The 12,734-nt window shown below is 42.5% G+C and carries 14 protein-coding genes and 1 pseudogene; all 15 read right to left on the reverse strand.

Annotated features, from left to right (window positions below):
• Positions 1-82: 82 nt before the first annotated feature.
• Positions 83-308: pseudogene (locus PPM_RS29300) on the reverse strand (hypothetical protein).
• A 188-nt stretch (positions 309-496) separates the two neighbouring features.
• The gene (locus PPM_RS16985) at positions 497-1,912 is read right to left on the reverse strand and encodes a helix-turn-helix transcriptional regulator (protein WP_013371991.1); all 1,416 of its coding nucleotides are present in this window, start codon (positions 1,910-1,912) and stop codon (positions 497-499) included.
• Between the two features lie 866 nt (positions 1,913-2,778).
• Entirely contained in the window at positions 2,779-3,330 is a 552-nt protein-coding gene (locus PPM_RS16990; protein ID WP_043886004.1) for a hypothetical protein, read from the reverse strand.
• 16 nt (positions 3,331-3,346) lie between these two features.
• Complete coding sequence (locus PPM_RS16995) at positions 3,347-5,968, reverse strand: lipase family alpha/beta hydrolase (protein WP_013371993.1); 2,622 nt, start codon at positions 5,966-5,968, stop codon at positions 3,347-3,349.
• Positions 5,969-6,408: 440 nt separating this feature from the next.
• Positions 6,409-6,627, reverse strand: a complete 219-nt coding sequence (locus PPM_RS17000) for a hypothetical protein (RefSeq protein WP_013371994.1) — start codon at positions 6,625-6,627, stop codon at positions 6,409-6,411.
• Positions 6,608-7,390 carry a M15 family metallopeptidase gene (locus PPM_RS17005; RefSeq protein ID WP_013371995.1) on the reverse strand — a complete coding sequence of 261 codons (783 nt, stop codon included), beginning with the start codon at positions 7,388-7,390 and terminating at the stop codon, positions 6,608-6,610. Before PPM_RS17005 ends, PPM_RS17000 begins: the two co-directional genes overlap by 20 nt.
• Complete coding sequence (locus PPM_RS17010) at positions 7,347-7,844, reverse strand: phage holin family protein (RefSeq protein ID WP_013371996.1); 498 nt, start codon at positions 7,842-7,844, stop codon at positions 7,347-7,349. The genes PPM_RS17005 and PPM_RS17010 overlap by 44 nt, the downstream gene beginning before the upstream one ends.
• 235 nt (positions 7,845-8,079) lie before the next feature.
• Positions 8,080-8,406, reverse strand: coding sequence for a hypothetical protein (locus PPM_RS17015; RefSeq protein ID WP_148266406.1), 327 nt, complete (start codon positions 8,404-8,406; stop codon positions 8,080-8,082).
• 71 nt (positions 8,407-8,477) lie between these two features.
• On the reverse strand, positions 8,478-9,407 hold the full coding sequence (locus PPM_RS17020) for a phage tail protein (protein WP_013371998.1): 930 nt from the start codon (positions 9,405-9,407) through the stop codon (positions 8,478-8,480).
• Between the two features lie 14 nt (positions 9,408-9,421).
• On the reverse strand, positions 9,422-9,811 hold the full coding sequence (locus PPM_RS17025; protein WP_013371999.1) for a phage tail protein: 390 nt from the start codon (positions 9,809-9,811) through the stop codon (positions 9,422-9,424).
• A gap of 9 nt (positions 9,812-9,820) precedes the next feature.
• Positions 9,821-10,573: a putative phage tail protein gene (locus PPM_RS17030; protein WP_013372000.1), complete on the reverse strand. Its 753-nt coding sequence runs from the start codon at positions 10,571-10,573 to the stop codon at positions 9,821-9,823.
• On the reverse strand, positions 10,570-11,394 hold the full coding sequence (locus tag PPM_RS17035; protein WP_013372001.1) for a baseplate J/gp47 family protein: 825 nt from the start codon (positions 11,392-11,394) through the stop codon (positions 10,570-10,572). Before PPM_RS17035 ends, PPM_RS17030 begins: the two co-directional genes overlap by 4 nt.
• Complete coding sequence (locus tag PPM_RS17040) at positions 11,391-11,711, reverse strand: DUF2634 domain-containing protein (protein ID WP_013372002.1); 321 nt, start codon at positions 11,709-11,711, stop codon at positions 11,391-11,393. Before PPM_RS17040 ends, PPM_RS17035 begins: the two co-directional genes overlap by 4 nt.
• A gap of 71 nt (positions 11,712-11,782) precedes the next feature.
• Positions 11,783-12,208, reverse strand: coding sequence for a hypothetical protein (locus PPM_RS17045; RefSeq protein WP_013372003.1), 426 nt, complete (start codon positions 12,206-12,208; stop codon positions 11,783-11,785).
• A gap of 2 nt (positions 12,209-12,210) precedes the next feature.
• Positions 12,211-12,729 carry a hypothetical protein gene (locus PPM_RS28695; RefSeq protein ID WP_148554143.1) on the reverse strand — a complete coding sequence of 173 codons (519 nt, stop codon included), beginning with the start codon at positions 12,727-12,729 and terminating at the stop codon, positions 12,211-12,213.
• Between the last annotated feature and the right edge of the window lie 5 nt (positions 12,730-12,734).

A 12,734-nucleotide genomic window follows, 5' to 3' on the forward strand; every position in this document is an offset into this window, starting at 1 on the left:
TTGTCAGGTTCCTGGCTTCAAATAACATTTTCGTTTACATCTAGATCCATGGTACAGATGTAAAGAAGAACTCTATATTGAGCTACATATTAGTAGAGTCCCTCTTTACATCTACTCTAAATTCAAACTGATTCCTCATGAAAAAGATTCCATTAAGACTCCGGTGTAATCTTCTCCACTACTCCACCGTAGTCCACAATATCTATCAACTCCTCACCTAATGGCTGTACTACATATACTCTTGCCTGGCTTAATGCAGCTGCAAATAGTTCTATGTCTGACTTTAACACCCTATATGTATGATTCATGCTATCACCTCGATAATTCTTTCGCTGAACGGTGTAGTAATTCCTTCAATAAAAAAATCCCCGTCAACCAGTTAAGGTTAGCGGGAATTTGCTTTACTTACGTTTAAGCCCCTCCTTGTTGATCGAAAAGTACGATATTCTGATGGTGGCTATGAGTCTGAACAGGTATAGTCACGATAAACAAAAAACTAGCTGCGACAATCAATAGCGCCATTTTTCTTAACATCAGCTATCCACACCCTTTCAATAAATTCTAAATATGCTGCCTTGGTTTCGGATACTGCATAAGCTCGATAACGCTCAAACAATACCATACATTTTATAAAATAAGTCTCATTATTTAGTGTATGATAACTTACCATTGAATACATCAAGTATTTGAAGCCATCGTCGTATGTACCTCGATATAAATGATAATAAGCTAATTCATAACTCAAACGTGCATACTGTTCTGGTATAACTTGTTTCGTATATATGTCATTAGATTGCGGAAATAGCAAAAGTGAATTAACATCCGTTTCAAAACGCTGAAGTATATCACTTACGTCTATCTGGTATCGGTTTGCCGTCATCATAATGTTCAACAGTTGGGCAACTTTATCTTGTTCAGATGTATCTGATGGTGCACCAATGTATTTAACATAATCATATAAGGCGTTTATATCTCCAGATAAAAGCTTATTTGCGACAGCGTTAGCTTGCGCCCAACCTTTGAATAAATTAATCCAATATAATGTATCCTCGTCCATCTCTCTAACCCACTCTAAATCCGCATAGGCGTATGTATATTGTAGAGCTTGCTGATAATCGCCTTTGGCTTCACAGACACCTGCACACAGCAGGTCAGCATAAGAAATGTACACAAACAGAGGACGCGTTAGCTTGTTAGTAGATTCACATTCCCGACTCTTGTGTTCGTGTTTCAAATTATATTGAATTTCCGCTTTAGCTCTCATTAATTTAGCTATTTCGTCAACCTTATCCCATTTACGCAAAGACCTGTACACGTTAGCTAAATCCTTCAACGCGTCAAGCTGGTCTATTTCATCTAGGCGTTCCACGAAGGGTTCAAATAGTGTGGCAGCCTTAAGATTCTGGCTTTGATCGTCTCCAATCTGAATCGTGAATATGCGATATTGACAGACTGCCAAACGTTCAGAATGTTGATATTTTTCCGCTTCGGCTACCCCCTCATAGAGCACCAACGCAGCCTCATGACGTCCCTGCGCCAACAACCCTTCTGCAATTTCAAATAGCTTGGGTGAATACAGTAGATTATCCATGATGGCTCCCACTACTCGACGGATCGCATCCAACTTGTCCAACTCCGCACAGCGAAATATAAATGGCTCGATTCGTCTCATATTCGGGGGATGGTCGATGATGTAGTTTTCTACAAACAAGTCGTAAAAATAGCCTTCTGGCAAACCCATAGCCTCAGTAATTCGATCCAGTTGGTTAACAGACAAAGGCTTATTTCCTGTCACGATAGCACTTACTGCTCCCCTATTCATATCCGCAATATGACCAAATTGTGAAAAGCTCAAACCCTCTTGTTGTAGGAATCTGTCTAATTCTGCTCGAATCGTAGGTGTATGTTCCATGCCATAGCCACCCCTCGCATAAAAATTCCAGTATTTTATATTCATTTACTATTTTTGCCCAGCAATTAACCGATTGTCAATATCTTTTTTTGCGAATCATGTAGAAAGGCTACGTTTGTCATAAGAGCATTCCTAAAAACAAAAAAGTACCCCACCGGCACTAAGCCAGAAAAAGATAAGAGGCTTCTCAAAAGTTCGGAGAACTAATGAGAGCCTCTAAAAAACAGATTGGTTGTTAACAAATCGTTAACAAATCAATATAACCCCTTAAACCCTTGGTGCAAGAAGGGCTTAAGGGGTTATTACATCATGCCGCTCATCTTTGATTTACTCTCGCCGAGGAACGTCGTTAACCTTATCTTCTATTGTATAGCTTGTTTGGGCTTATCTTCAGAAAGTTTTATTCGTGTACATCTGCCCTCATTCGCCGGAATTGTGATTTTTTTGTGATTCAAACAGCCATGTTGCCACACACAATTCGGTCTCATCAACAACTTCCCTACAATTGTATATTTGGGTATACAAAGTAGCAATGATACTTCCTGATGTTAATATTCCCTAAAATACTTCGTTCCTGGGGTGTAACGATCTTTTGATCACGGCCCCAGCCCTCTATGATTACTATATCCGCAATGAGGACTTATCCCGCCCACGTAAAATAGTTATCCTTCTCGAGAGCAACCGGGTGAGAATGAATTCAACGGGAAGTTTAATCTTCGATTTCCCCGCAGCCTGCACTGGTAATTAGTGAGCATGAAGCTGGAGAGAATGTAATTTGAATCAATACTGTCAGTACAAATTGAGCAAGTAACCAAAGAGCCCTGCTGACTTATATTGGTTACAGGGCTCTAATCAATGGAACTTACTTAATGAATTAAGTTTTTGTTATCTTCCTTAACTGGATACACATCCAAGAATATTCCTTTAGGAAGATCTTGTTTTTGGGAGTATAATTCTGATGCTTGCTCTTCTGTAACATTTGTAATTATCATCTTACCTTCTGGTTTACCTTCTCTTAAGTGCAATTTCAATTGGGTGTTCTCTTCTGAAATAAAAGGAAAAGAAGAAGCCCACTGCTTACAAAGAACTGAAGCGTTTTTCATTCGTTTCAATTCCTGTCTAGTTATGAAGTAGTTCCTATATATCTTAATGCTAAAAAAAGCAATGAGGAGTATAGGGATACCCATAGTTAAAACAATTGTGGATACAGCCAAACCTGAGACTATGATCATTTTTATCAAACCAACAAAAAAAGAAACAATTGCCCACGTTATCAGAACAAGTTGGAGAAGTATAGATATAACATCAGAACTTCCAAAAAGTCCACTTACTTTCCATAACCTGCTTGAATATAAGATGAAGGCTATGAAGAATATGAGAAAAAGTGAGCCAAATTGCACCATTATCATAATATTCAAAGCCCTCACCCCCTAATTATATTTCTTCATCTTCTTTCATGATAAGTGGAATTTCCCTTAATGGCGGTCGAACGTTTTTCAAATCAGTTATTACGAGTTTAAAACGGTATTCAAGGAATTTTTCATCAACTATAAACTTCCCTTTGAACATACCACTATCGTCTTCAATAAGATCTAACTGTTTGTCAGGCACTTTATTAGTTCTCACTGCAACCAACTTTGCACGAGGTCGGGTATGAGTGATAGTCTCGTGAGTTCTTTCAGAAATTAATTCGAAGGAAAAATCATATTCTTCTCCCACTTCAAGAACTTCTGTTGGAGCGCCATAAAAATATAGGGAATATTTTTCCAAAAATCTAATATCAAGCTCCAATGAATCAGAATTAAATTTTACACTTCTGATGTTATCAGGTATGTCTTGATTTGGAGTTACTCTTCTCGAAACCTTGCTTCCTTTGCCCAGTAAAACAATTTCGAAATCATATATGTCTAATGTTTCGTATTTGAGTATGTTTTCCCAGATCATGATTGGTTGAGTTGCAGAAGAGTACTCTTCCCACATTAATATAGGAATATTACCCAAACTGAGTTTTAATGATTCAATGTCACCTTGTTTTCCAAATTCATTTACTGAGTAGTATTCAATTTCATAAAAGGAATTTGGGTCTCTACGTAACTTAGCTGGACTCAAATTCACTTTTCCACTCGATTCAAATTTCTTAAATTCACCTTCACTGTCTACTCTGTAATATGAATCTGCTCGGGCTCCGTTTGTTAATGGCTTAAAGGACAAATCTATTCCCTCCGGGTCTAAAGCAACTATTAACTTTGTGGAAGGGTTCCGGCCATCAACATTGAATGTGAATTTTTTTGTCTTTATTGATCTGTTAAAATTATCTTTACCAAATGCTTCAATTGTATGTGCACCTGAATCAAGATTTAAATCCACGGGTTCCAAATAACGCTTTGGTTTTCCACCATCGACAGTATAAAATAAGCTCGCTATGTTTTCAGGCTGGTCTACATCCAGAAACAATGTGACTAAACCGGAGTAAACCTGTCTGTATTTAACTTTTTGCCTCTGATTGCTTATTTTAATTTTTACTTGCGGAAGGTCATTTTGTACCTTTGAAACCTCTTCCACTTTCTTCCTTCTTATCACCTTCGGTTCAATAGTAGAACTATCTACTCGAAGAGAAGTTTCTGTGTTTTTATTTGATAAGGGAATTCTCATTGTAGCTGATGTTTCATCAGATACTGGAATTGGATCGAACTTTTCCTCTTTCACCGAATCCTCATCATAGATTTTAACAGAAATATCAGCTACCCCATTGTCATAAGAATTGATCTTTATAATCATGTCATCTTTAATTGTTTCATCAAAATAAACATACTTTGCTTGACCAATATTAATATATGTAACATTTCCCTCTATTGCATACGGGCTAATCTCTTCAATATTAGGATCAAATACTCCTGCTACATATCTATTCTCCTCGTCAAGGATTGTTGAATCAACAGGGCACATAATTTTTGCAAATACACCTTTTCTGAATAGATCTGTATTTTCCTCTTCATGTATACCTAGAGGCATATCTCCTTGCTTACCACTTAATGACCATCGGATAAATTTTATAACTTCTTTCTCGGAACCCATTTTTGTATGCTGTACTGGACAGTAATATAAATTCGCAGCATGTGCAGGAGTGGCACTAAAAACTGGAACAACACCATCGCCATTCTCAAACTTACAGTCCCTTTTAAAAGGATACCTTGTCTTGTTGCTCTCAATAGGCAACTCATATAAGGTTGGTATCTGACATCCGATCAAATTATCATGTTCGATATGAGGAGGAATAGATTGAAGCATCATTGTTTGAATTGGGCTCATGAAATCATTCCAAACATTAGATACCACTCCATGCGTTCCAACTAGTTCATCATAAAAGTTTTGTGCTTTCATCTGAACATCCTGATATGTTATAACCTTGTCTGAATTATCATCTTCATTTTGTAACAGGAATTTACCTTCTTTATGATCATTAAAGTAGTGTTCGCTTGGAAGTAACTGATAAACTGACGGCAATTGGCGAGCTAAATCCCTGGTTTTTTTATCGTCAAACATTTCAAATATGTTTGTAAAATCTTGAAAAAATCCAGGCTCACCAAATGATAGGGCCTTATATGAATCTGGAGCACCATGCCATGGTGTTCCAAGAGTAGTCAGTTTTTTTACCATACTAGAAATCCCAAGACCATCCATTTTTAAAATTGCTATCTTGGCAATCATCCCCCCCATACTATGGGCCACTAAATGGATATTATCGTGCTTCGCATTCAACCTAGTTATCGTACTTACCAGTTCGTCTGCGGTGAGGTTGATATCTAAACGCCAGTCATAGGGAAACATTTCTGCTTCCTCACTAGAGAATTCTTTAAGAATTCCCCGATAAATCCTTTTGAAATATATATTAAATCCATTAACGACACTTAATGGACTTTTAGCCTTCATTGGATTGCATATGTTAAGAGCCTCTACATCTTCAAGATTTTTAGGAAACCACCTCTTGTTCCCCCCTTCCCAGAGATCACTTCCTTTAATCCCCGGTATGAATATTACGTACGGTTTTCCGGTCATTGCTTTTCCCCCTAAGATATGCCAGTAAGTCTATAGAAGATCTACGCGACAACAAATTTCATTTCATTAGGTTTAAAGTAGCACATAACCAGTCACCAGTCTACATAATTTGCCAATATAGAAGTGGATTGTATAAGAAAGTAGGTACAAAGAACTGTCACACTTTTTGCTTTCTTTTAAATCATAATTATGACTATATTCATCTCATTTCATTTACATTTCTGTACAATTGGATATAGTCTATTATATAGTCTTTATTCTCTCATAATTACCTTTTCAAAAAGAAATACAAATAAGGGAACGTATGTTCTTTTCTTGTGATAAAAAAAAGCTCCTATGGATTTTGTCAGCGGAGCATTTTTCACCGATGCTTTCGGATATAGGATAAGTATAATTGATTTGGGTGATTCTGTAAATATTAAACTAGCAAACGTTTATGATTATTCCAACTTATCCGTACCCATAGCTCCAGACGATTTTCCATCCACATACGCCTCCGCTAAGATATACGCGATAACCGCACCGAGCGTACCGATCACACCAATCACTTGAATAACCGTGTCATTGTTCGCACCAAAAGCGGTGAGCAAGCTCGTGATCAATGCGGCCAATAACGCCCAAAACTTACGGCTGGATAATTTACGTTTCCAGTCTGTCATTATGCAACGCCTCCCTTATCTTGAATACTCCTGCTCGGTCAAGCAACGTGATCATACGGTAAAAGTCGTAGCTACCGTCATTTGCCATGTCCAATACTCCTGCAGCTTTAGCATTAATACACGCTTGCTCGGCCCACGCTGGAACCTTTGTAAGTTTGTTTGCAGATTCGAGCGCGATCACACGTTTCTGTAAAGCCTTAAACGCTGCTTTTTCTTCTGCTGTCATATGTTCATCCTCCATTTTAAGTGAGTTAATCTTAGCCAATATAGTGTTGAGCTGCGATTGAGTCGGGCGCTTTCCTGCCCGGAAATCTGCTGTTGAAAGTCCAAAGGTCATTTGAAGGTGGGGCATATCTTTAAAGCTACGCCAGTTGCCACCCCACTCAAGCCCGAGCCGCTTCGCTTCTTCAACGACCTCTGACCAATCCGGTAACGAATCTTTATCATCATCCCGTAATGTGTCCCAGGACACCGTACGGCCATCCCGAAGCAACAATGCAAAATCAGCAGCGAATCCAAAGTTATGATTGCTATATCCGCCCCTGGCTTTTGTTACTTTGGGACGCTTATCTCCATTCCGTCCCTGGGCATAGAGCGCGTCTTGCTCCGCATATGTTCGTAAACCTTGGGTAATCACGATCCTAACACCACGGGCATAGCAGCGCTCAATTAATTTTTCCACTACAATCTTAAAAACTGGATTCAGTCCCACAAGCCGATTAAGAGACTTTTTTTGTATCTGTTCCAGCGTCAGTTGTACCATCCTGTCCATCTCCTTTCTCGTTAAGCTGCTTCAAGAAACTTTTTAGCTTGAACGGAAGCGGGATGCCAATTGCTCCCAAGTTTTCAGCAAGTGATAACCCTTCACGACCAGCGTAAAAGTAAATGGCTGCTGTCCTAAAGAGGGGAGCTCCTGGTTGTAACCAATCATCCATTTGCGCAGATAATCCAACCACCATCAACACAGTAACTTTGCGGATACCTCCCCAAAACATCACGTCGCTATCCATCTTTTTATTTTTCAAAGCAGCAATTACGCCAGAAACATAATCCAGCAACATTGCGATAAGCAGCACCTGAAGCGGCTTATCCCACCCACCCAAAAATGTAACAATCAGACCAGTCAGCGCCGTCACTCCCCCTGCCGCCGCCTCCTTTTCCGATGCCCCAACCATTGCGGTCCATACGGTGCTGCCAAACATTTTTATTTGGCTCACTACCTTTCCCCCCTTAAAAAATAAAGCCCCCGAGCACTCCGAGGGCATAAAAATAGCGCATCCGATCGGATACGCTGGCTAAACATTTTGCGGTGTTACTAGAATCTCGTTTCGCTCTGCTTCTTGAATAAACTTAGGCGTGTATCGGTTAAGACGTTCCTCATCAACCTTGCCCATAATCCACATGTAATCCACATGTTCAGCAGAAATGTATACATAATGCCTCACCTCCTTGTTAGGTTGTAGTAGTGGTATCCATGAGAGCAAGCATAGCGGCCTCCGTGCTATCTTGGCGCGTCTTGAGCTCTGCCACCTGATCCGTAAGAGGTTTCGTAGGGGGCGAGTCACTACCACTGTTGGACGGGTATGTGAATTCCATTGTCTTAGTATCTGGATTCACTCTGTAACTGGTCGCGTGGTAGAAGTCTTCAGTATACTTATCAAACTCAAGTTTGAGGACGTCTACCTGTTCAGGATCATATCCTTTTAACTGAGGATAAAAGCCCATATCATCCTCTTTAGTGGTCTCACGTGCTGATTCTGATTCTATCTGTGGGGTCATAAAAATAACCTCACCGCTTGTTTTTCTCCAGTAAACCTTTGGCCCAATTTTCATATAAACCACCCTTTCTATTATTCGAACGCCCACCATTCATACGCCCACACCTTAGATACAGGCGATCCTCCGGCGTATGCGTCTATTCTGCTACCCGTGACGGTCAGATTAAAACCGTTTGTCAGTGTTGGTGGTAAAGTGTCAATTCCGACAGAATTACTTCGCCACCCACGGATAGTTTGATTCGTACCCTCACGGGAAGAAGTAACAAACCCTTCTACTTGGCTGAAACCATCTGATTCAGTCAATTTCACCCAAACGAATACACGAGAAACCACGAAAGCTAGATTATTAACAGCAACATTCATCGCAACAGATTGCCCCCAGCTACTAGCCTGAGCATTTTGTCCGTTGAATGTTCCTCTTGCCCATCTTTTTCCGGGCAAATTTGTTATTGCTGCTGCGAACTGATCGCCAGTCATGCTAGCGTTGGCGCTGCCGCCCTTGCCGTTGATCGCGCCTGAAATTTTATTTTTAAGATCAACGGCTTGCGTAAAAGCTTGGTCTGCCCGGCTGTATGCTTCATTTGCTCGATCATATGCCGTCTTGACCGCGATTGGCGCGGCTGCCTGATCTGTAGAAGTGCTGCTTACCGATGTATTAATCTGCACAATTCCGCGCGCCTGTGTTGATGCGGAAGGCAGATCCGATGCAGGATGCGTATGCGCCTTGGGTGCTGCATACTGCTCTGTATACTTCTTGGCATTTCCCTCTGCCGCATTCCACGTCGCTTGCTTGGCGGTAGTTACATGCAAGTTGGTATCAGAAATGTGACTGTCCAGTGCTGCCTTGGATGCAATGTCATTTCCGGCCGGATCGTTTTTAATGTTTTCAATCTGTTCGGCCAATGCTTGGTCATTTTCATAGAGCGTATCAATCGGTACATTCAGAACGTCCGCATGTCCCTGGTCTGTGGTAACAAAACGCCTTGGTTGCTTTATTGGCATGCTATCCCTCCTTATCAGTAGATATCATCGATCTCAAAAATAAACTCCATATCCGCATCCTTGATCTTATTGGTCATTGTACGGATAGCCGTCAGCTTCCCCGCTGAGTCTATCAGGGCCAACTCATTGATTGTTTTCCCGGCCAACTCCGCTTCTGCCAATGAGCATACATACCTAATAGTTGCAGGGGCAATAAATTCAAAACTGGAAATGTCCTTTTGCAGCAACTCCGCTTTTAAAGCCTGCTCAGTACCATCCAACGGCAGCGGCTTGCCTTCTGTGTCCACTCCACCACTACCGAATGCCATTTTGACAACCTTCGTTAGCGTGCTACCTTCAGCACGAGCCCGGGCCATCTGCTCCCTAGCGTATGCTGTTGTAATGGTTAAAATCTGATCTGCCATATTGACCTCCTATATTGTAGATATTTTCTCTGTGGAGCTGAGCAACCTGCTGCCATCTAGCGGAACACTTCCGTTCAACAGCCAATAGTTCTGCCGAACCTTTACAACGCTTTCCTGGCGATTCTCTTCCTGATGCCGCGTCCTGAGCTTCACCTGGTTTCGATATCGCTGGCGCTCGTTGGTCCATCCTGACAAGGATGCAGCACCGCTCAGTAACTCAACACCATCCAGATACCAAGGACGACCACCAAAAAAACGAACACGCGAACGGAAATGTATGCGGGAATGGATCTGATGTGCATGATGAAATTCAATGTGAATTGAGGGCAAAGCCTTATTGATGTGGACAGGCCGAATGTACTCAAAGTCTTCCATCAGGCTTTTAATATCCAAATCCGATTCGACTGAGTAAACAAAACGAATTTGCTTAGCGAGAAAATCCTCTTGTACGTCCAACAGATTGCCATACTTGTTGCCGATCAGCCGTAACGTAGGCAGCGTAAATGGCCGCTTGGCCCAACGTTTGCGACGTATCGCGTCACGGCGCTGCTCCAGTGTCCCAATCTGCTCCTGTCGGAAATACATCCATTCCCAAATGGGTAATGACCAGGTAGCGGTCTTCAAAACAAATTGATTTCCAAGATCGTCAATCGACTTTTCTCGGTCATCCACTACCAGCTCCATAACACCAAAATGCCGCTCGGCCATGTCGATCTCATACATGTGCGGCGGCAGCATTTCCCGATAGCGCAGAGGTATCATGTCAGGTTCACCTCAATCTGTAATACGGACGTCACTGGAACCTCAACATCTTTAGTCGTTCCATTAAGGGTGAGATTTTCATAATCCTCCACGCCTTTGACCAACAAAGCAGCACCAACGTAATTAAAGAAAAGCTTTGTACGGCCAAGAGCATAATCAGCAATACGCTTTCTGATTGGTTCGATCAGTTCAGTAAGCGGAAGAACAGTATTTAATTTCGCTGCTACTTGCAACGTGAACACTGGGGCAGGATGAACGGCCAGATCATGCCCGGCAATCCGCTTACTTTCCCATAAATCCGTCTTAACTTTAGCGGCGAACTCTTCTGTTACTGGTTTGCCCTGCAGGTCAATCAGGTACAAATCTATGGATACATCATTACGAGCCTTCTCAACAGCCACAGCACCACCGACACCCTCCAGTTCCTTCGCCCATGCCTCATAGTCCTTACGACGTCCACTGCCTTCCTCAGTAAACGCACGATCAAGTATTCGCAATCGGTACGTATCATCGTCTTCGCCCACTTTACGGGGCATTCCATCCGACCACCCGTGACCATCCAGAAATTCGCCATCTGCCCAAATGGGGAAGCCCTGAAGGAAAGCATACGTTAACAGTTCCTGCTGTTCGGAATATTCCATAGCTATCGGGTACCACAGATCATAGAAATATTCTCCCGGATCAGTAGGAGGCGGGGGCAAGCCTTTTTCCTGTGCCAATGTAATTGCACGGTTAACCCATCGGCGATAGACTTCCTCGGGGGTTTCCTCCAAAATTGCCATCGGTGGCAGTGCCGGCAGATCCGTTAATTTCACATTCACAGTTCAATCGCCTCCTTCAGCTCCGCTTCTCCGGCTAAGCCAGTTAATTTAATCTTCAAGTACATGTTCTGGCCGTCCCGTTCCATAGACAGCACCTCTGCTTGAGATATTTCAGCATGCGCGGTCAATGCTTCCTCGATGTCTCGCTTGATCTCGACATCCTCCCAGTTGGCCCATTCAGATCGTTCGACACCGATATCAGCGTCATACACCACATATTGAAATCGCTCTGTATTGAGGATTTTGAGCGCTGTCTGCACTAAATATTCAGCATAGGTGGCTGTCTTCTTGGGACGTCCATCATCTGTGGTGGCCATCTTCCTTGTACGGTAATCAATTACATACGTCCACTTCGGAAAGGTCCAAATCAGGGAACAGACTTTCCTCGTCAGCCATTGCCACCCACATCCTTCCCGTGTACGTAGTAGCGCTGGCCGCTCAGCCTGGAGACAATGAGACGGTCACCCGCCTGCAAAGGACTAGGAATAACCAGCTTGCCACGCAACGAGCTGCGTGGGGTCTGCTTGTAAGGCTCCCCTGTCTCGTATACCACACCGTTAGCCAATACGCCTGTAACGCTGCCTTTGGCTTCATCGCCCTCCAGATATTCAGCAGCTATAAAATCGGCTTTGACTTCCCGGTCTAACAAATAGTCAGCAAAGACTAACTTGTCCGCTGGATAGGGAGCAGGGTCACCATCCACCTCTATTGACGGGCTACCCGGCCAACTTAGAAGCGTAGCCCTTTCGGTGTCCCGTGCATCGATACTGTCTTTGGTTTGTTCTTTTATAAGCTTGAGCGCTTCATTCAGCACAGCTATTCCCTCCTTTCCAATTCCAGCGTTACGGTATATGTTCCATTCTTGTAGCTGCTATCAGCCGTGACGACAATCCACTTTGAGATATGATCGCTCTTAGTCAGGACAAGCCAACCGGAGCGTAAGCCGGATAACGTATGGTCCGTGTGCCGAACTGTAATTTTCTTGATCTGTTTGGCAGCGGACAAAACCTTTAACCGCTGAGCAGCGATGGTCTCCGGCTTTTCGTCCTCACCAACTTCAATGATCTCTTCCATTCGGCCCATCGCCTTCAACGCACCTGCTGCCGTTTTAGTAACAGCAGAAGCGATCTTATCATCCTTCCATTTTTGTGCGGTTACGACTGTATATGTTTCCTCGATGCTGTATCCTTCCGTGCTGGAGGTCATCTGTTCGGGTACAAAAATAGGGACCTTGGTATTGGTCCCTTCACGCATCACTTGCAGATAAAAGCTCTTTTCAGTCCTTACAAGGTCTACATAGTATCTGTAGCCGCTACGCTCATATGCCTTTTGCAATACGT

It is taken from the genome of Paenibacillus polymyxa M1, assembly GCF_000237325.1.
Classification (GTDB): Bacteria; Bacillota; Bacilli; order Paenibacillales; family Paenibacillaceae; genus Paenibacillus; species Paenibacillus polymyxa_C.